This window comes from Kitasatospora sp. NPDC048365, from assembly GCF_043200835.1.
Taxonomy (GTDB): domain Bacteria; phylum Actinomycetota; class Actinomycetes; order Streptomycetales; family Streptomycetaceae; genus Kitasatospora; species Kitasatospora terrestris.
The window spans coordinates 57,061-82,257 of sequence record NZ_JBICYJ010000005.1 but is presented as its reverse complement, the minus strand read 5'-3'; the positions used below and the strand labels follow the sequence as shown (position 1 = coordinate 82,257).

27 protein-coding genes and 1 tRNA gene are annotated in these 25,197 nt (G+C 73.6%); 18 read left to right on the top strand and 10 right to left on the bottom strand.

Going from position 1 to position 25,197, the window contains the following annotated elements; all coding sequences use genetic code 11:
* The first annotated feature begins 65 nt into the window (after positions 1–65).
* The 3 genes from ACGFX4_RS06635 (at position 66) to ACGFX4_RS06625 (ending at position 2,048) form a co-directional block, all read left to right on the top strand.
* On the top strand, positions 66–671 hold the full coding sequence (locus ACGFX4_RS06635; RefSeq protein ID WP_393070862.1) for a hypothetical protein: 606 nt from the start codon (positions 66–68) through the stop codon (positions 669–671).
* A 91-nt stretch (positions 672–762) separates the two neighbouring features.
* The gene (locus ACGFX4_RS06630; RefSeq protein ID WP_393070860.1) at positions 763–1,752 is read left to right on the top strand and encodes a hypothetical protein; all 990 of its coding nucleotides are present in this window, start codon (positions 763–765) and stop codon (positions 1,750–1,752) included.
* Positions 1,686–2,048 (top strand): SUKH-4 family immunity protein, encoded by a 363-nt coding sequence (locus ACGFX4_RS06625; RefSeq protein WP_393071072.1) that lies wholly within the window; start codon positions 1,686–1,688, stop codon positions 2,046–2,048. The genes ACGFX4_RS06630 and ACGFX4_RS06625 overlap by 67 nt, the downstream gene beginning before the upstream one ends.
* A 2-nt stretch (positions 2,049–2,050) precedes the next feature.
* On the opposite strand, the gene ACGFX4_RS06620 is transcribed toward ACGFX4_RS06625, so the two are convergent.
* The gene (locus ACGFX4_RS06620) at positions 2,051–2,614 is read right to left on the bottom strand and encodes a hypothetical protein (protein ID WP_393070859.1); all 564 of its coding nucleotides are present in this window, start codon (positions 2,612–2,614) and stop codon (positions 2,051–2,053) included.
* A 439-nt stretch (positions 2,615–3,053) separates the two neighbouring features.
* Between ACGFX4_RS06620 and ACGFX4_RS06615 the strand changes: the two genes are divergently transcribed.
* Together ACGFX4_RS06615 and ACGFX4_RS06610 are read left to right on the top strand one after the other, a co-directional pair.
* Positions 3,054–4,157, top strand: a complete 1,104-nt coding sequence (locus ACGFX4_RS06615) for a 7TM domain-containing protein (protein WP_393070857.1) — start codon at positions 3,054–3,056, stop codon at positions 4,155–4,157.
* A complete protein-coding gene (locus ACGFX4_RS06610; RefSeq protein WP_393070856.1) occupies positions 4,154–5,017 on the top strand; it encodes a sugar-transfer associated ATP-grasp domain-containing protein in 864 nt (287 codons plus the stop codon). The genes ACGFX4_RS06615 and ACGFX4_RS06610 overlap by 4 nt, the downstream gene beginning before the upstream one ends.
* 320 nt (positions 5,018–5,337) lie before the next feature.
* Here the strand turns inward: ACGFX4_RS06610 and ACGFX4_RS06605 are convergent, their stop codons facing one another.
* Together ACGFX4_RS06605 and ACGFX4_RS06600 are read right to left on the bottom strand one after the other, a co-directional pair.
* A complete protein-coding gene (locus tag ACGFX4_RS06605; RefSeq protein WP_393070854.1) occupies positions 5,338–5,994 on the bottom strand; it encodes a response regulator in 657 nt (218 codons plus the stop codon).
* Positions 5,995–6,002: 8 nt separating this feature from the next.
* Positions 6,003–7,637, bottom strand: coding sequence for a histidine kinase (locus tag ACGFX4_RS06600; protein WP_393070853.1), 1,635 nt, complete (start codon positions 7,635–7,637; stop codon positions 6,003–6,005).
* Between the two features lie 173 nt (positions 7,638–7,810).
* Here ACGFX4_RS06600 and tatA point away from each other — a divergent pair, with 173 nt between their 5' ends.
* Positions 7,811–8,089 (top strand): Sec-independent protein translocase subunit TatA, encoded by a 279-nt coding sequence (tatA, locus tag ACGFX4_RS06595; RefSeq protein WP_393070851.1) that lies wholly within the window; start codon positions 7,811–7,813, stop codon positions 8,087–8,089.
* Positions 8,090–8,147: 58 nt separating this feature from the next.
* On the opposite strand, the gene dmpI is transcribed toward tatA, so the two are convergent.
* A complete protein-coding gene (dmpI, locus tag ACGFX4_RS06590; protein WP_393070850.1) occupies positions 8,148–8,330 on the bottom strand; it encodes a 4-oxalocrotonate tautomerase DmpI in 183 nt (60 codons plus the stop codon).
* Between the two features lie 114 nt (positions 8,331–8,444).
* Entirely contained in the window at positions 8,445–9,374 is a 930-nt protein-coding gene (locus ACGFX4_RS06585; protein ID WP_393071071.1) for a LysR substrate-binding domain-containing protein, read from the bottom strand.
* Between the two features lie 154 nt (positions 9,375–9,528).
* On the opposite strand from ACGFX4_RS06585, the gene ACGFX4_RS06580 reads away from it, so the two are divergent.
* Together ACGFX4_RS06580 and ACGFX4_RS06575 are read left to right on the top strand one after the other, a co-directional pair.
* Positions 9,529–10,722 carry a DUF4240 domain-containing protein gene (locus ACGFX4_RS06580; protein WP_393070848.1) on the top strand — a complete coding sequence of 398 codons (1,194 nt, stop codon included), beginning with the start codon at positions 9,529–9,531 and terminating at the stop codon, positions 10,720–10,722.
* Positions 10,723–10,851: 129 nt separating this feature from the next.
* Complete coding sequence (locus ACGFX4_RS06575) at positions 10,852–11,007, top strand: DUF6131 family protein (RefSeq protein ID WP_393070847.1); 156 nt, start codon at positions 10,852–10,854, stop codon at positions 11,005–11,007.
* Positions 11,008–11,098: 91 nt separating this feature from the next.
* On the opposite strand, the gene ACGFX4_RS06570 is transcribed toward ACGFX4_RS06575, so the two are convergent.
* Positions 11,099–12,865, bottom strand: coding sequence for an ABC transporter ATP-binding protein (locus ACGFX4_RS06570; RefSeq protein ID WP_393070846.1), 1,767 nt, complete (start codon positions 12,863–12,865; stop codon positions 11,099–11,101).
* A 235-nt stretch (positions 12,866–13,100) separates the two neighbouring features.
* Between ACGFX4_RS06570 and ACGFX4_RS06565 the strand changes: the two genes are divergently transcribed.
* Both ACGFX4_RS06565 and ACGFX4_RS06560 read left to right on the top strand, forming a co-directional pair.
* Positions 13,101–13,379, top strand: coding sequence for a hypothetical protein (locus tag ACGFX4_RS06565; protein WP_393070845.1), 279 nt, complete (start codon positions 13,101–13,103; stop codon positions 13,377–13,379).
* 323 nt (positions 13,380–13,702) lie between these two features.
* On the top strand, positions 13,703–14,194 hold the full coding sequence (locus ACGFX4_RS06560; protein WP_393070843.1) for a hypothetical protein: 492 nt from the start codon (positions 13,703–13,705) through the stop codon (positions 14,192–14,194).
* 44 nt (positions 14,195–14,238) lie between these two features.
* Here the strand turns inward: ACGFX4_RS06560 and ACGFX4_RS06555 are convergent, their stop codons facing one another.
* Together ACGFX4_RS06555 and ACGFX4_RS06550 are read right to left on the bottom strand one after the other, a co-directional pair.
* A complete protein-coding gene (locus tag ACGFX4_RS06555; RefSeq protein ID WP_393070842.1) occupies positions 14,239–14,850 on the bottom strand; it encodes a hypothetical protein in 612 nt (203 codons plus the stop codon).
* Between the two features lie 495 nt (positions 14,851–15,345).
* Positions 15,346–16,443, bottom strand: coding sequence for a serine hydrolase domain-containing protein (locus tag ACGFX4_RS06550; protein ID WP_393070840.1), 1,098 nt, complete (start codon positions 16,441–16,443; stop codon positions 15,346–15,348).
* A gap of 243 nt (positions 16,444–16,686) precedes the next feature.
* Between ACGFX4_RS06550 and ACGFX4_RS06545 the strand changes: the two genes are divergently transcribed.
* From ACGFX4_RS06545 to ACGFX4_RS06530, 4 genes are all read left to right on the top strand, one after another.
* Positions 16,687–16,760: transfer RNA gene (locus ACGFX4_RS06545), tRNA-Met, on the top strand.
* Between the two features lie 76 nt (positions 16,761–16,836).
* Entirely contained in the window at positions 16,837–17,271 is a 435-nt protein-coding gene (locus tag ACGFX4_RS06540; RefSeq protein ID WP_393070838.1) for a DUF5959 family protein, read from the top strand.
* A gap of 147 nt (positions 17,272–17,418) precedes the next feature.
* Positions 17,419–18,675: an MFS transporter gene (locus tag ACGFX4_RS06535; RefSeq protein WP_393070836.1), complete on the top strand. Its 1,257-nt coding sequence runs from the start codon at positions 17,419–17,421 to the stop codon at positions 18,673–18,675.
* Positions 18,676–18,808: 133 nt separating this feature from the next.
* On the top strand, positions 18,809–19,537 hold the full coding sequence (locus ACGFX4_RS06530; RefSeq protein WP_393070835.1) for a histone deacetylase: 729 nt from the start codon (positions 18,809–18,811) through the stop codon (positions 19,535–19,537).
* A 67-nt stretch (positions 19,538–19,604) separates the two neighbouring features.
* Here the strand turns inward: ACGFX4_RS06530 and ACGFX4_RS06525 are convergent, their stop codons facing one another.
* On the bottom strand, positions 19,605–20,360 hold the full coding sequence (locus tag ACGFX4_RS06525; RefSeq protein ID WP_393070834.1) for a nucleotidyltransferase: 756 nt from the start codon (positions 20,358–20,360) through the stop codon (positions 19,605–19,607).
* Between the two features lie 183 nt (positions 20,361–20,543).
* Here ACGFX4_RS06525 and ACGFX4_RS06520 point away from each other — a divergent pair, with 183 nt between their 5' ends.
* From ACGFX4_RS06520 to ACGFX4_RS06510, 3 genes are all read left to right on the top strand, one after another.
* Positions 20,544–20,915 (top strand): hypothetical protein, encoded by a 372-nt coding sequence (locus tag ACGFX4_RS06520; protein ID WP_393070832.1) that lies wholly within the window; start codon positions 20,544–20,546, stop codon positions 20,913–20,915.
* 125 nt (positions 20,916–21,040) lie between these two features.
* Entirely contained in the window at positions 21,041–21,988 is a 948-nt protein-coding gene (locus ACGFX4_RS06515; protein WP_393070830.1) for a hypothetical protein, read from the top strand.
* A 234-nt stretch (positions 21,989–22,222) separates the two neighbouring features.
* Positions 22,223–23,221 (top strand): AraC family transcriptional regulator, encoded by a 999-nt coding sequence (locus ACGFX4_RS06510; RefSeq protein WP_393070829.1) that lies wholly within the window; start codon positions 22,223–22,225, stop codon positions 23,219–23,221.
* A gap of 5 nt (positions 23,222–23,226) precedes the next feature.
* Here the strand turns inward: ACGFX4_RS06510 and ACGFX4_RS06505 are convergent, their stop codons facing one another.
* Positions 23,227–24,036, bottom strand: a complete 810-nt coding sequence (locus ACGFX4_RS06505) for a hypothetical protein (protein WP_393070828.1) — start codon at positions 24,034–24,036, stop codon at positions 23,227–23,229.
* Positions 24,037–24,420: 384 nt separating this feature from the next.
* Here ACGFX4_RS06505 and ACGFX4_RS06500 point away from each other — a divergent pair, with 384 nt between their 5' ends.
* A complete protein-coding gene (locus tag ACGFX4_RS06500; RefSeq protein ID WP_393070826.1) occupies positions 24,421–25,119 on the top strand; it encodes a DUF1062 domain-containing protein in 699 nt (232 codons plus the stop codon).
* Positions 25,120–25,197: the final 78 nt, after the last annotated feature.

The following is a 25,197-nucleotide window of genomic DNA, read 5'->3' as shown; positions in this document are numbered from 1 at the left end:
GACCTGACTGTTCATCAACTACGCTCTTGTTCGGGCTGATTGGCCACGAGGTGGGGGTGGATCGGATGGCGGGGATCCGGCGGGGTGGTGCGGCGGCGGCGCTGCTGGCCTGCGCACTGCTGCTGACCGCGTGCGGCGGCGGCTCCGACGCGTCGGCCGACCGCGAGACGGGTCCGGGCCGCTTCCTGAAACCGCCGACCCACCTCTGCGGGTCCCTCGATCCCGCGCCGTTCGTGGCCGAGTACGGGACGCCCAAGCCGGGTGAGGACCACCTGGAGGCGACCGTCCGGGACTGCTCGTTCGAGTTCAAGGCCCGGATGGGCAGCGCACCGTACTTCCTGGACCTGTTCGCCGACTTCCGGCCGAGCGTGGAGGACGCCCGCGCGTATTTCGCCCGGGAGCGCGACAAGCCGAGCGACAAGCAGTTCAGCGCGTTGGCGACGGTCAAGAAGCTCGGCGACGCCGCGTTCGCCTTCGACGAGGAGCCCAACGACCACGAGGTCCGCACCATCATGGTGGTCCGGCAGAGCAACCTCGTGCTCACCGCCTGGTGGGACGACACCGTCTACGGCTCCGGCCCCGACCGGTCCGAGGAGCACCGCAACCAGATCCGGTCGAAGCTCGCGAACTACGTCACGGCCGCCCTCACCGAGCTGGCCACCACCCCCTGAGCCGCGAGCCGAGCGACCGTGCGTCAGATCTCCCCACCGGCAACGGACTTCACCGTCGCACCCGTACGCCGCATGATCGCGAGCGACTAGCATGCAGGCCATCGAAGGGCCGGGCGACGGGGGAAGCAACGTGAGCGGGTACGGCAGGGACGGGTACGGGACGCCGCCGGGCGGCGCAGGCGGCTGGCCGCCGCCGCAGTGGTCCGACCGGAACCACCCCGCACCGCCGCCGGGAGCGACGTACATCCAGCCGCAGGGCCACCCGTACGCGTCGCCCCTCCCGCCACCGCCGTACCCGTACGCCCCGCCGTACCCGCCGGCCCGGGTCGAGCCGTCCCGGACGCGGAAGATCCTGCGCGGTCTGCGCAACCCGTTCTACGCCGCCCGCTGCACCTTCCGTCCGTCGCGGCCCGGCGTCGTCGAGGACCCGACGGTCCGCCGGCTCCAGCTGTGGCGGACGGTCCTCGGGCTGGCCGCCTGGATCGGCCTGACGGCCACGTACAAGGCCGTCGTCGGCGCCGACGAGGTCAAGGCGATGGCCGACGACCGCCTCGACCAGAGCTGGCTGAGCGTCCTGGTGCTGGTGTGCACCTTCCCCGTGGTGGTCGGCGCCTTCGTGGTGGCCTCGCGGGGCGGGCTGCGGCGGCTCTACCTGCGCCGGGCGCTGCGGCCGTTCGGCGCCGTGGTGGCGATCATGGCGTCCATGGGCACCGCCGCGCTCGCGATGGCACCGGAGCTCGCGGGCCTCCGTGCCGCCGTCGGCATGGGTGGAACGGTCGCCATCGGGGTGCTGTGCGTCTGGTCGGTCGGCTTCGCCCTCTACGGCATCGGCCTGTCGCTGGTGCACGTCTTCCGCACGGCCGACATCCCCGAGGTGCTGCCACCGCTCCTGGCCGGAGTCCTGGTCTGGGAGATGGCCCTGCTCGACGTGGTCACCGGCGCCTACCCCGACGTCCCGACAGCCGTCCGGGCCGCCTTCGTCCTCGGCGCCCCGGTCACCGTCACGGCCCTCTCCTGGTTCGAGCTCCGCCGCCTGCGCCTCCACCACGGACTGACCCTCCGCACCGCCCTGGGCCGCTGACGCCCCGGTACGGCGTCGTCGCGGTCGACCCGGGGCTCAGCCCGCTCGCCCTCCGGCGTGCGGACGGCTCGCTCTGGATCCTGCCGGAGGACGGTGCTCCCCGGCTGCTGAACTCCAGCCTGGAAGCCTTCGTCGTCTACGGCGAGGCCGCCGAGGAGGCCGCCGAACACGCCGCCGACGCAGTCACCGAGGCCCTCCTGGAACGATTCCGGGTAGTGGACGCCGCCGCCGTGGCCGACGAGAACTCCTGCTGGCACATCGCGGCTGAGGAACTGGGCTACGGCATGAGCGTGTGATCTCACATGACCGTCGGGGTGACCGGGGGCCATGGGTAGCCGAGCTGCTCGGCGTCGTGCGAGCCTCCCCAGACCTCGGCATCGACGCGTGGGTCACCGGCGGTGAGCTGCGCCTCGAGCTGCTCGGCCTGGGCCGACGGGTCGTCCGCGGAGATCGGAAGGGCCGTCCCGAACTGGAGCCACGGCCGGTCCGAGTCCTCGCCGTTCGGGGGATGCATCAGGACGACGTGGATCCGATCGGGCTGCACGCGGGACGCCCAGACGCCCTCCAATCCGCAGTCCCACCTGGCGAGCCAGTCCTCGCGGCCCTTGAGTCGCGCTTCGAGCAGCCGCGCGACCGCTCCTGCCGGCCACTCCCAGCCGCGGTCCGCTTCGGCGCACAGGACCTCGGCCTCGTACCGGGGTGCGGCGAACCGCAGCTCCGGCAGGTCGATCTCCGGGTTGGCCCGGTCCTGCCAGTCCGTCCACACCACCTGCTCCCCGTCCCGCCCGACCGTCACGTACAGCGCGCCGCAGCACTCCTCCCACCCGCACCCGGACCAGGCGAGACGAACCTTGTGGGGCACGGCCGTGGCATGCAACGGCCCGTCGGGGTCCAACAGGTGACGGGGCCCTGTCCCCAGGTACCGGGAGCCTCCGACGCCACGGGGAATCATCTCGGCCAGGAGGTCCCGGCCGTTGACGATCGGGCGGACCTGCACCGCCCCCTCGCCGGGTGGTGGGCAGTCGATACGGAGAGCGAGCTGGTCCGGGTCCGTGGTCATCGGCCAAGGATCGCGGAGCCGGCCACCGCTGTCATACGAATTCTCCCGGTTTCCCGTACCCCGCCGGTCGGCGGGGTACGGGGGGCACTTTCGTTGCGGTGTGCGGGCCGATCGTCACTACTGCGCGGGGTGGCCGCTCGCCGAGGCTGGTGGGGTGGATGACGTTCAGACAATCAGAACCGGCGCAGCCGCCGCGGACCGTCCGCCGCTCGACCACCGGGGCGGTCGCAGACGGGTGCCGGTGCTCCTCAAGGTGCTGGCGGCGGTGGCGGGGCTGGGCGTGTTGCTGCTGGCGGTGCTCGGCTCTCCGGACCGGTCGTTGGGCCGGTCGCCGGAGGTGATCGGGGAGCGGGAGATGGTGCGGATCAGCGGGCCGAACGGGAAGACCCTGGAGGTGCTCGCGATGGTCGACACGGGAGCGTCGGCGTCCTCGCTGGACACCAGGCTGGCGCGGGACCTCGGCTTCGATCTCGCGGCGGCGCCGCGGGTGACGGTCGCCTCGGCACTGGGCCGCGAGCAGCGGCCCGTCGTCGACTCGGCGATCCGGTTGGCGGGGCGGTCGTTCGTGGCGAAGGCCACCGTGAACAACCGTTCCAAGCGGGAGACTCCGGTCCTGCTGGGCCGTCAGGACGTCCAGGGTCTGCAGGTGGCGGTCGGGAAGCGCCTGCTCACCCGGCCGGACGCTGCGGTGGCGCCGTCCGCGCTGCGGATCCTGTTCGCGAAGGCCCCGGCGATCGACCCGGTGTCGATGATGGCGCTGCTGCCGCTGGCCGCGCTGCTGATCGTGCTGCTGCGGGTGGTGGTCGGTCTGAACACGCTGGGCACGTTCAGCCCGGTGCTGCTGGCGTTGGCGTACGCGCAGTCGGGGCTGCTGCTCGGGGTGCCGTTGACTCTGGTGCTGTTCGCGCTCGGGTTCGTGGTGCAGCCGGCGTTGCGCCGCCTGCACCTGCCGCGGGTCGCCCGGCTCGGGGTGCTGATCGGGGTGGTGACCACGGGCCTGATCGCGGCGCAGCTCTGGCTCGGCAGTGCCGGGTTGTCGGACTCGTGGGGCATGACCCTGCCGGTCGTGGTGACCTCGATCATCACCGAGCGGCTGTGGGAGCAGTGGGACCTCGAAGGGGCCCGGGCGGCCGCGGTCGGTGCGGTGCTGACCATGGGTACGGCCGTCCTGGTGGCGCTGCTGTTGCTGACCCCGTACGTGCGCCATCTCGCGGAGGCGGTGCCGCTGCAGTTGGCGGCGGTCTGCGCGGTGTGGGCGGTGCTGGTGGGGACGTACCGCGGGCTTCGGTTGAGTGAATTGTTCCGGTTCGCGCCGGCGGCCAGGGCGCAGGGAGGTGTCCGGTGATCCGGCTCCGGGGCTGGGACCCGGTCTTGGGGATGAACCTGCGCAACGCCCGGATCGCGGAGCAGAATCCGTCCGCCGCGATCCGCCTGGTGAACAACAAGTACGCGACCAAGCAGGCGCTGACCGAGGCCGGCGCGCCGACCTCGCCGACCCTGGCGATGCTGCGCTCGCGCCGGGAGATCGCTGCGCTGGACTGGGAGGCGCTCGGGGACTGCTGGGCGCTGAAGCCGAACCAGGGGCTCGGCGGCAACGGCATCCTGCTGTCGTTCGGCAGGCGCCGGAACAGCTGGCAGTCCTCCTCCGGCAAGCGGATCGAGCGGGAGGCGGTCGCGGACCACCTGCGGCGGATCCTGGACGGGGAGTTCTCGCCGCGGACGACCGACTGGGCGCTGTTCGAGCCGCTGATCCGGGCGCACCCGGACCTCGCGCGGCTGTCGCACCAGGGGCTGCCGGACATCCGGGTGATCTGCCGCGGCGACCGGCCGCAGCTGGCGATGCTGCGGCTGCCCACCCGCTTCAGCGGCGGCCGGGCCAACCTGCACCAGCGGGCGATCGGCGCCGCCGTGGACCTGGCCACCGGGCGCATCACCCACGCGCTGGTCGGCAAGGAACCGACCGGCCACCATCCCGACACCGACGAACCGCTGATCGGCGCGACGGTCCCGCACTGGCCCGAGGTGCTCGACGCGGCCCGCCGCTGCGCCGGCGCGACCGGCCTACGCTACCTGGGCGCGGACATCGTCGTGGACGCCGACCGCGGCCCCCTGATCCTCGAGGTCAACGCCCGTCCCGGGCTCCAGATCCAGAACGTCACCGGCCGGGGTCTGGCGACCCCGGCGGCTCGCCGGAGGAGGCACTGATGCGGGGAATCGCCCTGGCATCCAAGATCGTCGTTGCCGGAGCCGCCGGCGCGGTCCTCGCACTGAGCGCCGTCCACGCGGAGCCGGCCCGGCCGGCGTCGGACGTGGACGCCTTCCGGGACACGCCGGTCGGCCCCTCGTCCGCGCCGGCCACCCCCACGCCGAGCACCGCGCCGCCGAGCGCGTCTCCCCCGGTGCCCGCCGTGCCCCCGGCACCCCCGGCACCCCCGGCACCCCCGGCACCCTCGACTCCGTCACCCGGTACCCCCGGCCGGCGCTGACGGACGAACCGGTGCACCGGCCCCACCCGGTGCACCGGTTCACCCCTGCGCGTGGAACCCCGCATCCCTGGCGAGGAGCGCGGCCTGGACCCGGTTGGCGCAGCTCAGCTTGGTGAGCATCCGGCTCACGTACGCCTTCACGGTGCCCTCCCCCAGGTGCAGCGCCCGCCCGATCTCCGCGTTCGAGGCGCCGGTGCCGACCAGGGCGAGCACCTCCCGCTCCCGTTCGGTGAGCGCCGCGACCCTGCCCAGCCGGGGGTCCGCCGGCTGCTCGTCGCGGGCCAGGTAACGGTCGATCAGGTGCCGGGTGATCTGCGGGGACACCACGGGAGCGCCGCCCGCGACCGTCCGCACCGCCTGGATGAGCTCCTGCGGAGTGCTGTCCTTCAGCAGGAATCCCGCCGCGCCCGCCCGCAGCGCCCTGGCCACGTACTCCTGCTCCCCGAACGTCGTCAGCATGACGACCCGCACGGACGGGGCCCGCGCGGCGATCAGCTCCGCCGCGTCGAGCCCGTCGGCACCGGGCATCTGGATGTCGAGCATGGCGACGTCGACCCGGTGCCGGACGGCGAGGTGCGCCGCCTCGTGGCCGTCCGAGGCCTCCGCCACCACCTCGATGTCGTCGGCGTGCTTGAGCACCAGGCGGATCCCGGCGCGCACCAGGTCCTGGTCGTCGGCGAGGAGTACACGGATCACGGCGGGCCTCACGGTGCGGGGAAGGGGATCGGGACGGACGGACCGGCGAATCCGGGTACGTCGACGCCCGGCGCGTCCATGCCCGGCATGTCGTCGCCCGGTTCGTCGACGCCCGGCCGGTCACTGCCAGACTGCCCACTGCCGAACGGCTCGGTGCCGGGCCGGTCGGGGCCGGGCTGCTCGACGCCGGGCCGGTCGACGTCCGCGGGTGCGGTGTCCGCCGGGAAGGGGACGAACGCCAGCGTGACGAACTGCAGCGCGACCGCACCCACCACCCCCAGCCCCATGACGGCGGCGGTCGCGGTACGGCTCAGCCAGGTGTGGGCGGCGGCCGGAGCGGCGACGTCCGTCGGCGACATGGTCGCGGCCCGGGGTACGGCCGGGCCGACGCGCAGCGGAATGCACGCGTCGACCAGGAATCCGCCCTCGCCGGTCGGGGCGGCCCGCAGGGAGCCGCCGAGCACGCGGACGCGCTCGTGCAGTCCGGCCAGCCCCAGCCCGCTGCCGGGCGTCGACTGCCCTCTGCCGGGCGTCGGCTGCCCGCTGCCGGACGTCGGCTGCCCGCTGCCGGACGTCGGCTGTCCGGGCCGTGGCCGGCGTACGAGCGGGCCCAGCGGGTCGGGCCCGTTGCGGACGTCGACCCGGACCTGCCCCCGGTCGCGGTGGACGGTCACCTCCACCACCGCCCCGGCGGCGTGCCGGTGCACGTTGGTGAGCGACTCCCGGACCACCCGGTGGACCGCGCGCCGGGCGGTCGGGGCGGCGTCGGCCAGGTCGTCGCCGCCCCATCGCAGGTCGACCGCGATGCCGGCGGCCCGGGACTCGGCGACCAGGGCCGCGACGTCCGCGTGCGTGCCCGTCACGGCGGTCAGCGGTTCCGGGGCGCCGGCCGCGGGGTCGGCGGCGCTCAGCACGCCCAGCACTCCCCGCAGCTCGCCCATCGCCTCCCGGACGGTGCTGTGCACCAGCACCGCGGTGCGGTGGATCTCCGGATCGGCCGCCCGGCCCGCGAGTTCCAGGCCTCCGCTGTGCAGTGCCACCAGGCTCAGGCGGTGTCCGAGCAGGTCGTGCATCTCGCCGGCGATCCGGGCCCGCTCGCGGGAGCGGGCCTGTTCCTCCGCGGACCGCTGGGCCCGTTCCAGTACGGCGTTGCGTTCCCGCAGGGCGAGGACGAGCCGCTCCCGCTGTCCGGCGAGCGCGCCGACCAGGCCGGGCAGCGCGCCGCACACGATCCCGGTGACGATCACGATCATCGCCTCGTACGCGCGGACCGGCGTGGGTTCGCCGGCCGTGATCGCCGCGGTGACCGCGAGTGGCGCCACCACGACCAGGGCCAGGAGCGCCGCCCGGCGCCGCAGGCCGGAGCAGCGGTACCCCGCCGTGTACGCCACCGCGGCCAGTGCCCCGCCGGTCAGCGGCTCCAGCGCGACCGCGGCGGCGGCGGTCACCAGTGCCACCGCCGGCCACCGCCGGCGGGCCGGCACCGCGACCGCCGCGCAGCCGACGGCACCGGCGTAGGCGACCGGGCCGATCAGACCGCTGACGCCCCAGCTGTCGACCCACTCGAACAGGACCAGCGCCGTGCAGAAGGCGACCGCGACGAGCAGGAGGTCGCCGAGGGCGCGGAGCAGGACGGGCGGCATCGCGGGATCTTTCGTGCGGCACGGGGTGGGCTGCCCTGCATGGTTCCGGGAACTGAAGATTCAGTCAATCTGACCCCGCCGCCACGCCTGTCTCGCGCCGCATGGATTGACTGATTTTTCAGTCGCTGAGATGGTTGCTCCAGATCACGCCCCCCGACAGAGCGGTGAGAACGATGCTTCGCAACGGCCTGGAACCCTGGCACATCCTGATCGTCGTGGCCGTGGTGGTCCTGATGTTCGGGTCGAAGAAGCTCCCGGACATGGCCCGCGGCCTGGGCAAGTCCATGCGGATCCTGAAGGCCGAGACCGCCGCCATGCGCGAGGACGTCTCGGCGGCCGCCCGGTCCGACGCGGCACCGGACGACCGCACCGCCCGCCCCGCCGTCGAACCGCAGCCCCTCCCGGCCGAGCCCGGGGAGCAGCGCTCCCGCCGCCCGGACCCGGCCGCCTGACCTGTCGCCACACGGACCCGGCTGCCCGGCCTGTCGGCGGCCGGGTGCCGATGGCCGGCTACTTGTCGGCGATCAGCTTGCCCGCCGCGGCCCAGCTGTCGGCGGGGACCTCGTGGATCCACACCTGGACGGTCTCGGCGGGCAGCTGCAGGGTGTCGACGAACGCGTCGGTGATCTTCTGCACCAGCTCGCGCTTCAGCTCGATGCTGCGGGGGCCCTGCTGGACGGTGACGATCGGCATGGTCTGCTCCTCAACTCGGTTGCGCTGTCCGGTTCGTACGGTCCGGTCTGCGCTCTGGGAACAGTTCATCGGAGTGGGCGGCGGCGAACCAGACGCGCTTCGCTCCGGCAGCGATCACGATTCGTGATCGCTGTCGCCGCCGGTGCCACTGCCGCTGCCGCTGCCGGACGCACCGCGGCAGGCGGCGACCAGCAGTCCGGGCAACGGCGCGCTCCGTCGCACCGCGATCGCGACCGGCAGGGCGAGCGCGCCGCCGCGCAGCGGGCGGAAGGCGATCCGGGGGTGGCTGGTCAGGCGGGCGTTGGCGGCGTAGACGACGGTCCACATCGGCGTGCCGGTGCCGATCGCGGCGAGGGTGTCCTGAAGGGTGCTGGAGGCCGGGCCGGGGACCGGCTCGAAGCCCGCGGTCCGGCAGGCGGTGAGGACGAGGTCCACCAGCGCCGGGTGGTTGCGGCGCGCGGTGAGCCGGAGCGGCAGCGCGGCCAGCTCGGCCAGGTCCAGTTCGGTACGGGCGGCCAGCGGGTGGCGGGCGGGCAGCGCGACCACCAGCTCGTCCGGGTGCAGCGGCAGGCAGTGCTGGTCGGCGGTGCTCTCCGGGATCTCGCCGCGGACGAACGCGGCGTCGAGCCGGCCGTCGGCGAGCAGGGCGAGGCGTTCCCGTACGGGCAGCGCGTGGAGTTCGACGCGGACGTCGGGCGCGTGCCGCTGGTACGCGTCGAGGATCCGGTCGAGGCGGTCGCCGAGCCCGGTGATCGTGCCGAGCCTGAGCACCCGGTCGGCGGGGGAGGCCAGTTCGGCGGCCAGCGCCGCCGCGGCGGCCTCGGCCGCGAGGACGTCCCGGGCCGCGGGCAGGAAGCGTTCCCCCGCCGCGGTCAGCCGCACGTGCCGGGGCGAGCGGTCGAAGAGTTCGACCTTCAACTCCCGCTCCAGGCGCCGGACCTGCTGGCTCACGGCCGGCTGGCCGAGCAGCAGCCGGTCGGCGGCGCGGCCGAAGTGCAGTTCCTCCGCGACGGCGACGAAGCAGCGCAGCTGGCGTAGCTCGATGGGATCCCCCCGGGTCCGTACCTGCGATGGGCTGTCGGCAGCGTACGGGTCGTGGGCGGTCCGGCCGCCGCGGGGCCCGGGAGCGGATCCGGGGGCGGATCCGGGGGCGGACCCTGGAGCGGTGGTGTCGGTGGTGCCCTGTTCAATGGGCGCCATGACCGTTCGCGACCTGCTGCCCCTGCTGCCCGACCCCGCTGAGCTGCGCCTTCGCTGCCGGGCGATCGCCCTGCTCGACGCCGTCCTCGACGGCGGGTCGCCCTCGCACACCTACCTCCCCGGGTGGCGCGACGGCGTGGATCTGGCGTGCATGGACAACGGTTCGGGCGACCTGTACGCGGTCGTCTTCGACCCTGCCGGGGTGTTCCTCTACGGGTTCGACCACGAGAGCGAGGCCACTCCCTGGCGGGAGGACGACCGTGCGCACTGGCCCGGGCTGCTCGACGGTCTGCCCGACCCGCTGTCGGCCTACCCGGCGGCGCCCGAGTTCCTGCTCGACGGGTTCTTCGACGCCACGGTGTGCGTGTGGCGCGAGCACGGGGACGCCGAATGGCGGTGCGGGTCGGTGGAGTTCGACGCCGACGGGACGGACGGCGCGGACTGGCTGTTCGAGCTGCTGCTCGACGGCAGCCCCGACGCGTACGTGAGCTACGCCGAGGACTACCTGGAGATTCCGGTCGACCGGGCCGCGGTGGCGGCGGTCCTGGCGGGCGCGCCGCTCACCCGGGGGACGGTCGCGGCGCTCTCCGCCTCCGCCGACTACGAGACCGTCGCCACGCGGGCCCGCGAGCTGGGCTACTCCACCCCGGACAGCGCGGACACACCGGGCAGCGTGGATAACGCGGACACCCCTGGCGCCGACGTCCCGATGAGCTGGGAGCGGTTCTGGCAGCTCATCGAGGTGCTCGGCGGCGAGGCCGGTATCGCGACGTGCGCGGTCTTCGAGGACGCCTGCGAGCGCCTCACCGAGCTGCTCTCCGACGAGCCGACCGAGCAGATCGTCGCCTTCGGCGAGCGCCTCGCCGAAGCCCTCTACCGCCTGGACCGGGCGGAGTTCGGCACCCTGCCCGTCCTCGGGACGGAGCTGGCAGACGGCTCCCCGTTCCCGCAGTCGGACGACGGCTTCCTGTACTCGCGCACGGCGGTCGTGGCCGCCGGCCGCGCCACCTACGAGAGCGTCCTCGGCCGACCGGACCGGTTCGTGCCGTTCACGGACATGAGCTGCCAGCAGCTGCTGTACATCCACGAGGAGGCCTACGAGGCGGCCACCGGTGAGGAGTGGGACCTCCTCACCCGCTACGACTACGAGTCCTGCTCGAACGAGGAAGGCTGGCCCGACCTCCACCGCTGACCACCCACCGCCGCCAGTCGGACCGCCGCGCCGCGCCGGGTGGTGCACGCGGTGGTGCATGCGGTGGTGCATGCGGTGGGTCATTCCGGGCAGACGGGTGCATATCTGCCCGGCTCGGAGGAGGTTCCCATGATCGCCCTTGGGGTGATTCTGCTCGTCATCGGATTCGTCACCGGCATCGGTTTCCTGTGGACGATCGGGGTCGTGCTGCTGGTCGTCGGCCTGATCCTCTGGCTGGCCGGCGCGCTCGGCCACGCCGTCGGCGGCCGCCGCCACTACTGGTGAGCGGGCGGTGTCCGGAGGCGAGCCGCTCCGCCGCCGGACGCCCGGACGGGCCGGCCCACGTGTTCCCGGTGGGCCGGCCCGTCGGCCTGCTTCAGGCCGTGGGGACCGACTGGAGCATGGCGTAGTGCCCGCCGTTGCGCAGCAGTTCCTCGTGGGTGCCGATCTCGGCGATCATGCCGTCCTGGAGGGTCGCGATCCGGTCGGCGCCGCGGATGGTGGAGAGCCGGTGCGCCACCACGAAGACGGTCCGGCCCTGCACCAGGCGGCCCAGGGCCTGCTGGACCAGCCGCTCGGAGTGCGAGTCGAGCGCCGAGGTGGCCTCGTCCAGGACGAGGACCCGGGGGTTGCGGATCAGCGCCCGGGCGATCGCGAGCCGCTGCTTCTGACCGCCGGACAGCCGGGCGCCGCGCTCGCCGACCACGGTGTCGAGGCCGCGCGGCAGCCGGTCGATGAACTCCAGCGCGTTGGCGTCGCGCAGCGCGGCGCGCACGGTCTCCTCGGTGACGTCGGTGAGGCCGTAGGTGACGTTGTCCCGGACGGTGCCCTCGAAGAGGATCGACTCCTGCGGGACGACCGACAGGAACCGCCGGTAGCTGCGGAGGTCCAGCTCCTCCATGTCGGTGCCGTCCAGCAGGATGCGCCCCTTGGTCGGCCGCAGGAAGCCGATGACGAGGTTGAGCACGGTGGACTTGCCCGCGCCCGAGGCGCCGACCAGGGCGATGGTCTCGCCGGGCCGCACCGAGAGGGTGAAGTCGCGCACCGACGGCCGGTCCGACTCCTGGTACCCGAACTCGACCTGCTCGAAGTCGATCCGGCCCTGGACGGCGGTGACCTCGGTCTTGCCGGCGTTGTGCTCCAGGTCCGGCTCCTCCAGGACCTCGCCCGCCGAGCGGACGGACTCCAGGCCCTTGCTGATCACCGGGGCGAGGCTCATCAGGGTAGTGACGGCGGCGGTGAGCGAGGAGAAGTAGGCGCTGAGCATCACCACGTCGCCGGGGGTGACGGCGAGCCAGCCGTAGTAGGCCGCGAGCCCGGCACCGGCGAGGCAGCCCGCGCCGAGCATGTTGAGCAGGATCCACGCCAGGGCGCCGAACTGGCCGTTGAGCCGGTCCAGCCGCATGGCGGCGGTGAGCACCTGCCGCAGGGTGCCGTCGACGCGGCGCAGCGCGGTGCCTTCCAGGCCGTGGGCGCGGGTGATCGGGATGAGGGTGGTCATCTCGCTGACCCGGGAGGAGAGTTGCTCGACCTCCTGGCGGAACGACTCGTTGTAGGCGCGCAGTCGGCCGCGCAGCCACATCACCAGCGCCGAGGCGGCCGGGACGACCAGCAGGAAGACGGGCAGGAAGGCAGGGGTGCGGAGTCCGATGACCAGCAGCGCGCCGACGAGGGTGGCCAGAGCGGACAGGCCCATGTCCCCGGTCTGGGCGAAGGCCTGTTCCAGGGCCTCGACGTCCCTGATGACCTTGCTCTGGAGCACGCCGGCGCTGACCCGGGTGTGGTAGCCGATGGAGAGTTCCTGCATCCGGTGGCAGAGGGCCGAGCGCAGGTGGGTGCCCATCCGGCGTCCGCTGCCGTACCAGCAGCGGACGTAGAGGAGGTGGAAGGGGTAGTTGGCGACGAGCAGGACGAGCAGGAGTCCCGTTCCGGCCCACAGCCCGGAGATCGGCTTGTGGTCGACGACCACGTCGATGACGTAGGCGGTGATCAGCGGGGTCAGCCAGGTCGGGCTGTGCTTGATCGCGAAGGCGAGGACGGCGAGCGCGATGCGTCCGCGGTCCTGGTGGAGGAGGTAGGCGACGGAGCGGAGCGGGTGCTCGCCGCGGTAGCGGTGGTCGAGGGGGTGTTGGGGCAGCGCCATGTCGCGGAAGCGTACCGACGGTGCTGCAAAAACTCGACCGAGTTAGGAAGCTCCCCTACCCCCTGTTCCCGCGCAGGCCCACCCGCAGCCTGCGACGATTCCACTCCGTGACCAGGCCACGCCAAGCATCGCCACGGTCACGTTAATATTTTGCGATGTTTTCTTTTCTTCTTGCCAAGCCTTGGCTACCGTGAGGGCAGAAGGCCACCCACCCGGCCGAGGAACGGAGCACGTCATGACCCTCGCGTCCACGCCCTGGCCCCACCCGGCCGCCTCCGGCCACCTCGCGACCCGCCCGGTGCTCCCGATGTGGCTGGTGACCGTCCCCACCGTGAACGCCGACACCCGCGGCGGGGTCCAGGTCTTCGCCGTGCCGGCCGCCACCGTCCAGGAGGCCCTCACCCTGGCCGGCGACCGCGCGACAGCGCCGGACGCGGTCGTCCGCCGCCGCGGCGCCGCCGCCGACCTCGCCCGGGCCACGGTCAGCCTCTCCGGGCACGGGTTCCGGGTCTGAGCGGAGCCGGACCCGGGCCTGAGCCGGGCCGGATGCGAGGTCAGCGGTCTCGGAAGCGGTGCTGCTCAACCAGCCGGGCGAACTCCTCCCAGAACAAGGTGTCCAGGACGGTGCTTCTTGGCCCCAGGGTGACGGCTGCAAGTGGCCCCACCGGCGAACGGTTTTGGTTGGCCCCACCAGGCAGTCGGTGCGGTAAGTGCGTGGAGGGCGGCGGTCGTCACCGGCCGGGACGGTTGGTCCGACCCCTGGACTACTCTCTGGTGGTCGGCGGCGGTGGGCGGCGCCATCTTGAGCTGCGGGGACTCCCGCCGGTAGGGGATCCGATGAAGACCGTGGGCGATTTCGTTCCCCTGCTCGGGGCTCCCGTCCGGCAGGACGAAGGGCATCTGATCAAGGAGATCGCCGCGTCCTGGTCGGTCACCTTGCCCGACGACTTCATCGCGATCGCCGGCGCGTACGGCGACGCGGCCATCTCGGACTACCTCTACTTCTGCGGGGCCCGGACGCTCCGCAGCTACGCCGACCGCATGGGCCGGAAGCTGGAGGCGTCCCGGACGGTTCCCCACGTGGTGCTGCCGACCCCGGGCGGCGCTCTGGTCTGGGGGAACACGATCGAGGGCGACCAGTTGTTCCTCGTTCCCCACGAGGGCGGGTCCTGGACGGTCTCGGCGTTCCGTCGTGGCTGGGCAGATTGGCACGACACCGATCTGAGCTTCAGTGACTGGCTCCACCTCGCGCTGACCGGCCAGACGGCCACCGACTGGCTGCCGGAGTGGGAGCCGCTTCCACACCCTCTGGAGTTCGACAACGAGTGACAGAAGAGTGGGGCCAGCCGGAATCGTTCTGGTGGGGCCAGAACTCACCGGCGCAGACAACAAGGCGTCCACCACCCCGTCACCGCCGTGGACGGCGACCCCGGGAGCCGTTCCGGGTTCCCGATGCCCGCGGCCCGCAGGAACGCGGTGCCGGTTCCGAGCACCGCCACCGGTTTGCCGTGCCGCACCGCCTCCGCCACGAACCGGACCGCACCGGAGTCCGACGCCAGCGCGGCAGCGCCGTCCGGGACGACCGCGTCGCGCAGCACCGAGGCGGTCGTGGGCAGCGGGAGGCCGACCGGAACGCCTTCGCCGCCGGGCCCGGGCACCTCGCCCCCCGTGTGTGCGGTCAGTGTCTCCACGGTCGCGCCCTGCTCCCCCAGCAGCGCACGGGCCCCGCGCACCTGGGGCCCGTCGGCTCCCGGGGCGACCAGTACCGCGACCTTGCGGGTCCGGATGCCGACACCCCGCAGACCGTCCGGACTCGGCGCAGGTGACGTGCTGGGCCCGGACTCCCGGACACCGCCGCCCCCGGCCTCCTCACCGGCCTCGCCCCCGCCCTCTCCGCCGTCGGCCCGGGTACGCCGATGCGCCGGGCAACGTCGGCGGCCGGCCCCGAGTCGACGTGGGCCAGGTTGGCGACCGTGCGGTGGCACACCTGGTCGTCCGTCACCTTGCCGAGTTCGGGGGCATCGACGGTCCGTCAGGCCGCGCTGGCACCGTGTCACCTCCGGGAGCAATCGGTCCGGGGTCGGAGGGGTAGGGAGGGTCCGGGGTGGGCAGACGTCCTGCAGAGATCTTCGACGATCGTGGAGGTGAGTGAGATGGCAGGGATCAAGGTGGTCAAGCGCCCCGCTCCGCAGCGCCCGCGGCCTCCGCTGGATCTGCGCACCCCCTCGGGCCGCCCGCTGCCGTACTGACCCGCGGCCGCGCCTGACCGAGCGGGCGACCCGTCGCCGACCCGAACATCCGACCCGAGCACCTGACCCGTCATCGGCGAGTCGCCGGCCCGTGAGACCCGCCCGCTCAGGCGGGCGTGTCGCCAGTACGCGAGCCGGGGGCCGGGAGCCGGAAGAGTCCCTTCAGCCTGCGCAGCGCCTCGGCGTCTCCGGACACCGAGGCGGCGCCGTCGCCGTCAGGCCCCGTCGCCGTCAGGCCGCAGCCCGATCGCCGCCGAACACGGCCCTGATCAGCCGGTCGAGGGCCTGGGGGAAGACCTCCGCCGGGTTCTTGTCGGAGTCTCCGGTGGTCAGCCCGGCGGTCAGGGTCCGGCTGCCGTCGGGCGTGGCGATCATCAGGGCGCCGTAGCCGCCGGGCGCGCCGCCGTTGTGGTGGACGATCGTGACGTTGCCGGCGTCGGGGCCGAGGTCCTGGACGAAGAGGCCGAGGCCGTAGCCGAGCATGCCGTGCGGCGTGCACATCTCGGCCAGCAGCGGGGCCGGCAGGAGCCGGCCGCCGAGCAGGGCGGCGAAGAAGGTGTGCAGGTCGCGGGTGCTGGAGACGAGGTCGCCGGCGCCGGTCAGGAGCGAGGAGTTCTGCCGGGTGACGTCCTCGACCTTCCAGTCGTCACCGTCCTGGTAGCGGTAGTAGCCGTGGGCGTGCGGCTCGGGGAGCTCCGGCGAGCCGCCCGGCACGAGGGTGTCGCGCAGCCCGAGCGGTTCGAGCAGCCGCGTCCGCATCACCTCGGCGTACGGCAGTCCGGTGACCTTCTCGATCAGCAGGACGGCCACCGTGTAGTTGGTGTTGGAGTAGCTCTGGTCGGTGCCGGGGTCGAACCGGGCGGGCTTCGCGAGGGCGTACCGGACGAGCTCCTCCGGCAGGTAGGTGTGGAAGCGGTTCTCCACCCACGGCTTGCCCGTCGCGGGGAGCCCCGGCACGAAGGTGCCGTCGGGGGCGAGGTCGCCGGTGTAGCTGGGCAGGCCGCTGGTGTGCTGCAGCAGCATCCGCACGGTGATCCGCCCGTCCAGCCCGAGTTCGGGCAGGTGCTCGGCGACCGGGGTCTCCAGGCCGGTGGCGCCGTCGGCGACCAACTGGAGCACCAGGGTGGCGACGAGGGTCTTGGTGCTGCTGCCCACCCAGAACCGCCCGTCCGTCGGCGGCTTGTCGCTCTCTCCGAGCTTGCGCACCCCGGCACTGCCGACCCATTCGCCGTGCTCGTCGTTCACCCGCATCTGCACGCCGGCGAAGCCGGCATCGACGAACTCCTGGACGGCCTTCTGCAGTTCGGGGCGCTCGCGGAACCCACTCATGACTGTCTCCCTGCGTTGCTGTTTCTTACATTAGAAAAGCTACGTTGCTTTCCAAGCTGACGCAACGTCACCGTTGCAGAGGTCCAGCATCAACGCAGGTCAGCATCCATAAATGGTTGCAATGAGACCAAATCTAACGCAACGACAGACGTCGCTCGTTGCAATGGACTGAAGCTGAACGCTACGCCGCCGATTATCCGTTTTCGTTCCTCGCCCGGGATGCCGTAAGGTCGTGTTCACCGACGCGGGGTGGAGCAGCTCGGTAGCTCGCTGGGCTCATAACCCAGAGGTCGCAGGTTCAAATCCTGTCCCCGCTACTGCAAGGCTCGGGGCCGGAACGCACTGGCGTTCCGGCCCCGAGCCTTTTCTGTGGCGAGTCGAGGAGGGGGCCCGGTGGGGGATCTCGATGTGATCAGGTTCGGGGACCGGACGAAGAGCGTCACGGTGGTCCTGGACAACCCCGCCGGCGGCGGGCGCCACCGGGGCTGGCACGACGCCGAGATCGTGGTCCGGAGCGGGTTCGTCGACGCGAGCCTGCCGCTGCACTTCACCGACGCCGACCTCGCGGCCCTCGCCCGCTACCTCGACGCCCGTGCCGCCGCCGAGGAAGGGAACGCCCGGCCGGACGGCTCGTCCTTCGACTGGCCCGAGGCGGGCCGCACCGCCTGTCTCCGCCTGATCGCCGGCGACCCGTACGTGGTGGAGGTCCGCGACCCGGTCCAGAGCGGCGTGACGGTGGTCGTGCCGCTGCTGCCGCGCGACGGGTGGGCCGAGCGTGCCGCCACCCGGCTCGGCCGGCTGCGCGCGGAGCTCACCGAAGGCCACTGAGCGGGCGAGCGGGATCACGTCGAACCGTCCCGCCGAGCGTCCCACCGACCCGACACGGGACGTCGGCCGGAAAACCCGGTGCGCCGCGCCCGGCGCCCGGATAGCGTCGGGGCTTTGCCGAATTGCGGACGGTGAGGGCGGGTACTCATGGCGGGCAGGGACGGCCGAGGGCTCGGGCGCGGCTTCGCCAAGCTGTGGTCGGCGGCGGCGGTGTCGGCGCTGGGCGACGGGATCGTCGCGGCGGCGGCCCCGCTGCTGGTGACGTCACTGACCAGGGATCCGGTGCTGGTCGGGCTGTCGGTGTTCGTGCAGCAGCTGCCGTGGCTGCTGCTGGCGCCGGTCAGCGGTGTGCTGGTCGACCGGGTGGACCGGCGGCGCCTGGCGGCGCTGATGAACGCGGCGCGGGCCGTGCTGACGGCGGCGCTGGCGGCTGCGGTGTTCGCCGGGGTGGTGTCGCTCCCGCTGATCTACGGGATCGGCCTGCTGCTGGGCTGCTGTGCGGCGCTCGGCGACAACGCGTCCGGCGCGATCATTCCGGCGGTGGTCGCCGACGCCGACCTGCCGCGCGCCAACTCCCGAATGTTCGGCGCGTACACGGTGCTCAACAAGCTCTGCGGACCCCCGCTCGGGGCGGCGCTGTTCGGCGTGGCCGCCGGTCTGCCGCTGGCCGTGGACGCGGTGAGCTTCGTCGGGGCCGCCGCGCTGCTCTCGGCACTGCGGCTGGTGTCCGACACTCCTGATCGGCCGGTGGAACGCGCGCCGATGCGGCAGCAGTTCACCGAGGGCGTCCGCTGGCTGTGGGGGCAGCCCGCGGTGCGGGCGCTGACGCTGGCGCTGTGCCTGATGAACGTGACCCTGATCGCCGGGTTCTCGGTGCTGGTGCTGTACGCCCGCGAGCACCTGGGCCTGTCCGAGTTCGGCTACGGCGTGCTGCTGACGGCCTCGGCCTGCGGCGGCCTGGTCGGGGCGGCGGTCGCGCCGCGCCTGCAGGCCCGGTTCTCGTCCTCGGTGCTGCTGCGGACCGGGCTGGTGCTGGAGACGCTGACCCACGTCGGCCTGGCACTCGCCGGGTCGCCGTGGGTGGCGGGCGCGGTGCTCGGCATGTTCGGTGTGCACGGCGCGGTGTGGATGGGTGTCGACCGGACGCTGGTGCAGCGGGCGGTGCCGGACGAGCTGCGCGGACGGGTGACCAGCGTCTTCATGGCGCTGGCGGTGGGCGGGTCGGCGCTGGGCGCGGTGATCGGCGGTCCGCTGGCCCGGGCGTTCGGCCTCACCGGCCCGTTCTGGTTCTCCGCGGTGGTGATGGCCGGGCTGACCGTCTTCGCCTGGCGCCCGTTCGGCCGCGCCATCGACGACCCGGCGCCGCTCCCCTCCCCCGGACCCGCCGCGGTCGCCACGAACTGACCGCGCGCCGGCCCCGCGACCGCGTCGTCCTCGCCTTCACGCCGCCGAAGGAACCACGGCTGTCCCCCGAGCGCGTGACACCACCCGGGCGGCCACCCGGCACGGAGGGCGCCGACGGCTAGCGTCGGCCGACATGGACGACGCCGACCGGGACCGCGACCGCGACGCCGACCGGGGTCGGGACCGCGACCGCGACCGCGACCGCGACGAGGGCATGGTCTGGTACGCGGCGTACGGCTCCAACATGGACGCGCGCCGGCTCGCCACCTACATCGCCGGCGGGCGTCCGCCCGGTGGCAGCCGCAGCTACCCCGGCTGCCGCGACCGCCGGCTGCCCGACCGGGCCGTACCGCTGCTGCTCCCCGGGCTGCTGTACTTCGCGCTGGAGTCGCGCGTCTGGACCGGCGGCCTCGGCTTCTACGACCCCGCCCAGCCAGGCGAGATGCCCGCCCGGGCCTACCTCGTCACACCCCAGCAGCTCGCCGACATCGCCGCCCAGGAGATGCACCGGGCACCCGGCGCCGACCTCCCGCTGAGCCTGGCCCTCGCCCGCGGCACCGACCGGCTCGGCCCGGGACGGTACGAGACCCTGGTCTGCCCGGGCATGCTCGACGGTCGGCCCGTGTACACCCTCACCGCGCCGTGGAGCCTCGCCGACGCCGACCTCAACCCGCCGTCCGCCGGGTACCTCGCCAACTTCGCCGCCGGTCTCGCCGACGCCCACGGCTGGCGGCTCGACCGCTCCGCCGTGTACCTCGCGACCCGTCCCGGGGCGGCCGGCCACTGGACGGCCGGGAGCGTCATGGAGGCCCTCCGGGCCGCGGCGGAGGACGGCACCTCGGCGCTCGACAAGCCGCCCTGACGGCCCGCCACCGCCTCGCGCGCCGGCGGACCGGGCCTCGCGCGCCGGTGGACCGGGCCGCCCGGTGTCAGGCCGGGCGGCCCGCCAGCAGGCCGTCGATGGCCGGGCCGAGGTAGCCCCGCGTCAGCTCCGCCCGGCGCTCGGCCCACTGCGGGGACGCCGGAGCCGGACTGCCGTACCGCCGCTGCCGGACGTCCTCCACGACCTCCGCCGGGGCGCCGAGCTCCACCAGGACCTCCAGCGCCTCGCCCTTGGTGATCAGCCGTCCGCTCTCCAGCGTCCTCGCCGCCCGTGCCAGGGTGAGCAGGCCGAGGTCCACCCAGATGTCCCGGAGCCACCGTTCGGGGTGGTCGAGCGCGGGCCGCCAGTACTCCCGCAGGTCGTCCGCGACGAACCGGGCGAGCTCGCGCCCGGTCACCGGCGGTACCAGGCCGGCCGGCGGCGGCCCGTACAGCACCACCCCGAAGCGGTGGAGCTCCGCGCGGGTCACCGGGGTGACCGGACGGCGCATCAGCTCCTGGTGGGCCCAGGTGAGGTGCCGCGCGGCGGCGTCGTCCCAGTCGCCGGCGGCGACGTAGCTGCAGTGCAGCGCCGACGCCTGCGGGAGCTCCGCCGCGAGCGACTCGTGGAGCCGGACCAGCCGCGCCTCCTGCTCCGGGGAGGGCCGCTGCGCCACGGCGGCGATCAGGTCGAGGTCGCTGCGGCCCGGCCGGTAGTCGCCCCCGGCCAGCGAGCCGTGCGCCCAGACCGCGATGACCGACGGCATCGGCCGCAGCAGACCCACGAACCGGTCCAGGAGCTGACGGGTCGCATCGTCTGCCATGCGGGCATGCTCCCACACCGCCGACCCGCCGAAGCAATGTTGAACGCGTTCAAAATATCTGCCACCATGATCGGAGAGGCACCGGCCGCAGGCCCGGGCCTCCCCGCCGACGCCACAGCTGTCGGACGGATCGGAGTACCCGCGCCGGGCCCAAAGCCCCGGGCGGACATCGGAGGGGACGACATGATCCTGGTGATTCCGCTACTGCTCATCGGACTGGCCCTCACCGTCGCGGCGCCGTTCGCCGCCGCCTGGGCCACCAGCGAGCTGACCCGCCACCTCCGCATGCCGGCGCGCATCGTCCTCGCCGCGCTCGCGGTCGCCGCCTCGCTGTGGTGGCTGCTCGCCGACGACCCCGCCGTCTACCTGCTCGGCGCCCTCCTCTCGTGGGCCGCCGTCGCGGTCGCCACCACCGCCGCGATCGTGCGGGTGGTCCGGCGCCGGGCCATGGACCCGGCCCGGCTGCAGCGACGGATCGACGCCTGGCACGCCGCCCACCCCGCCATGCCGCCCGGCTGGTACGGCGGCCCGGCCCAGTGGCCCCACCAGCCCTGACCCCTGCGCCCTGCCCCGGCGACCTGCCCTTGCGCCCTGCGCCGAGCGGCGCAGCCCCGCGTGCAGCACGCCGCCGGAGGTGAGCGAATCGCCGTAGCGGCGACGGCGGGCGGTGGAGGCGAACGGTGCAGGACTTCGAGACGATCGCCGACGGGCTGTACGCGCTGCCGCCGGGCGGGTTCACCGCCGCGCGCGACGCCGCGGCCGCCGAGGCGCGAAAGGCCGGGGACCGGGAGCTCGCCGGCCGGCTCAAGGCCCTGCGCCGGCCCACCCTCGCGGCGTTCGCGGTCAACCTGCTGGTCCGCCGTCACCGGGAGGAGGTCGGGCCGCTGCTGGAGCTGGGCCGGGCCCTGCGGGAGGCCCAGGAGCAGCTCGCCGGACCGACCCTGCGCGACCTGTCCGCGCAGCGCCACCGGCTGGTCGCCGCACTGACCGGCCAGGCCCGCCTGGCGGCCGCCGACGCGGGCGAGCGGCTGGGCGAGGCCCACCTGCGGGAGGTCGAGCAGACGCTCCGGGCCGCCCTGGCGGACGAACGGGCGGCGGAGGCGGTGGTGGCGGGCCGCCTCACCGGCGCACTGGACGAGTCGGCCGCCCTTTCTCCGGCGCCCACGGACCACCCCGTCCGCGGGCGTTCCGCCGGTGGCGGTCCGACGACGCCGCGGAAGAAGGCGCCCGCGGCGTCACGGCAGTCGGGCACTGCGGCAGCGGCACCCGACGAGGCGGCCCGCCGGGAGGCCCTCGCGCGCGTCACCGAGACCCGAGCGGCGCTGGCCGCCGCCGAACAGGCGCAGCTCACCGCCGACCGGGACGCCACCCTGCTGGGGGATCAGGTCGAGCAGCTGGCCGCCGAGACCACCGCGGCGACCGAGCTCGCCGAACGGGCCCGGGAGTCCCTGGCCCAGGCCGAACAGCACCTGGCGCGCGCCCGCCGGGCCGAGCAGGTCGGCCTCGACGAGCACCGGACCGCCCTGCGCCAGGCCTCCTCGGCGGCACGCACCACCGAGCGGGCCCGGCAGGAGCTCGACCGGGCGCAGACCCGCCTGGAGCGGCTGTCACCGGAGCGGCCCTCCTGAGCGCCCACCGCCGGCGCTCCCCCGAATCGTCGTCAGGCGCACCCGCTGCCGAGCCGATCCGATCCTCGGCCACCCTTCCTCCCCCATCTTCGCGATCTTGGTTGCCGGGCGGCATGACACACCATCAGAGTGGGTTCCGTCGCCACACCGGCGGCGGTGCCGGGCCGGCGGGCCCGGTTCGGGTCGGCGGGCCCGGTTCGGGTCGGCGGGCCCGGTTCGGGTCGGGGAGAGTGCTTGGGGGTCAGGGTGCTGGATCAGGTCGAGCACGAGGCGGGCCCGGTCTCGCTGTACGAAGGCGGCGACATCGAGGAGTTGCGCCAGGTCGTCAGCGGACGCCTGTCGCCGCACCGGCTCACCATCCTCGGCGCGCAGGTGCTCCCCGGCCGGTTCCGGGCTTTCCACGAGGGCCGACTGGGCCTGTACGAGCTGGCGTACGGCGCCCCCGTGCATCTGGAGACGGGCGAGCTGCTCGACTTCTACAACGTCATCCTGCCGCGCGCCGGCGGCGGGGACGTGGTCGTGAACGGCACCGCGATGCCGTCCCCGCTCTCCGTCGCCGGACCGGGGGACGAGGTCACGATGGACTGGGACGTCCGGGCCGTCAACTCGGCGCTCGCCATGTCCCGCCAGACCGTCGAACAGGCCCTCGCCGTACGGCTGGAGGACGTCCCGCAGCATCCGCTGCGCTTCCGCCACCACGCACTCGACGCGGCGAACCCCGCCGCCCGATCCTGGCTGGAACTCGCACAGTCCTTCCGGCAGTTCGTCGCCTCCCCGCTCGCCCGCAGCTCGGCCCTCGGGGTTCAGCACTTCGAGCGGCTGCTGGTCGACGCCCTGCTCGACGCCCAACCGCACTCCTACACCGACGCCCTGACGGACCGCGGCCGCACCGCCCTCCTGCCGAGCGCCCTGCGCAGGGCCACCACCTACTGCGCCGAGCACGCCCACGAGCCCGTCTCGGTCTCCGACATCGCGCAGGCCGCCCGGGTCAGCCCGCGCACCCTCCGCGAAGGGTTCCGCACCCACCTGGACACCACCCCGCTCGCCTACCTCCGCCGCGTCCGGCTCGACCGCGCCCACCACGACCTCACCGCCGTCGCCGCCGGACACGCCACCGGCACCGTCACCGACATCGCCTGCCGCTGGGGCTTCACCCACCTCGGCCGCTTCAGCGCCGACTACCGCCGCGCCTACGGCCACCCACCCTCCGCCACCCTCCGCGGCCGCCGGTGACCACGTCAGCTGTTCGGCACGCCCCACAACTGCCCGTCGCGCTTGCCGACCAGGTGCCACTCCGACCGTGAGAAGTCCGCGGGCAGCGGTGTGAGCATCGACCACGCCTCGTCCTGCACATGCTCCACCTGTTCGAGCGTCAGGCCTCGGCAGCTACGGAGCAGCTCGGCGATCTCACCTGCAAGCTCCAGGTCGAGCAGTGGGGTGTCACCGGGAGCGACCCCGGCCATGGCGGCGAGATCACCGGGGTCGATTCCCAGGAGTGCCGCGAAACCCGTCACGAGGTCCGTCCTCAACGCGACGTTCCCCACCTCGATTCCGTGAATCGTGGAATGCGAGAGGAAGATCCGACCGCCGATCAGGTATCTCAAGGCCCGATTCACGGCGAGCACGCCGCCGAGTCCCCGATTGACGCGGGCCAGCTCGACGAGCACCGCCCCGAAGCCCTCCGGCCGGGGTCGGGAGCGCGGCGGGGGCTCCGCCGGCCCGGCCTGCGGCACGCGCGGCTGCGCGTGCGCCAGTCGAACGAGCCGAGCCCGCTCCTCCCCCGACAGGGCCCCGGCCACAGTGATCATCTCGACGACTTCCCGGCCGACGCGCAGGTCTGCGGCGACCGGCGCATCCCCCGCCGGCACTTTGGCGATCACCCGGAGATCATCCGGATACAGGCCGAAGGCGCGCGCCAGGGCGTCCACCTGCTCACCGGACGCCGGGGCGCCCGACAGCACCGCCTCGACCTCCGCGACGGCCAGGCCGGAGGACGCGGAGACCTCCGCCGCCCCGACCCGACGGTGCCGGAGGAGCCGGTTCAGCACAGCTCCGAAATCGCCACTCGCATGCATCCCAGTCGCCCCCTGCAGTCGCCGGTGCCGGCGATGCGACCGTACAGGGTCTGCCCGGCTGCCCGGCCTCTCGGCCGGAACGGGGTCGGCGGTGCGTCCGCGGGAGCAGCCGACCGGCGTCGGCCGAGGGCTCGGGGAAATTCGGTTGCCGCGGGCGGCCGCGTCGATCATGATCGCCCGCATGGACTTTTGATCACTGCCACGTAGTACGTACCTGTCGCGCGATCGACCTCGGAGCCTGACGATCCGGCCCCGGGGCGATGGGTCGCGCCCTTCTCGTGAGCATCCGTCAGATAGCGGAGCCGCCGAGTGAGTTCGGCATGCGCTCCCGCTGAGTCCTGAAAGCACCCACCACACATGAATACCGACCGCAAGGCCCTGTGGGCCGTGCGTCAGTCCGCCCTGCCCACTGTCGTCCGGTCCTGCCCGGACTGCCCGAGCATGCGGCACCGCGCCTCGGGGAAGATCCGCGTCAACGCCAACGGCAAGCTGCTCGATGTCTGGCTGCTGCTGAGCTGCGCGGCGTGCGACCGGACCTCGAAGGTGCCCGTCCACGAGCGCGTCCACGTCTCGACGCTGGAGCCGGCCCGGCTGGTGGCGTACGAGATCAACGACCCTGCAGCAGTACGGGAGTTGGTGATGAGCGCGTCGCTCGCGGCGAAGAACCGGTACCGGCTCGACTGGGCCGGCACCTGGGAGTTGGAGACCCGCATGCCGTTGTACGCGCTCGACGACCCGAGCCCGCTCACGGTGCGGGTGGGGTTCGAGCTGCCCGCGCCGGTCCGGGTGGAGCGGCTGCTGCAGCTGGGTCTCGGCCTGAGCCGGGCCGAGGTGCGCCGTCTGGTCGCGGAGGGACGGATCCGTCTGCCGTTCGCGCCGGACGCCAAGGCGCACCGGGACTTCGAACTCACCCTCCACGGGCCGGGTTCCGTCGATGCGGCCAAGCACGCGAAGGCCCCCGACGGGTCGGCCGCCGAAGGCTCCGACCTGGCCCGGATCGGGCTGCCGCCGGCACCCGGCCGGGAGCTCGCACGCCGGGCGACGGCGCGCGGCTAGGTAGCGGGCAGGGCCTGCCTCCCCGGTGGCATCGGGGAGGCAGGCCCTGCCCCGGCACTGCCCGGCACGCCGCCTACG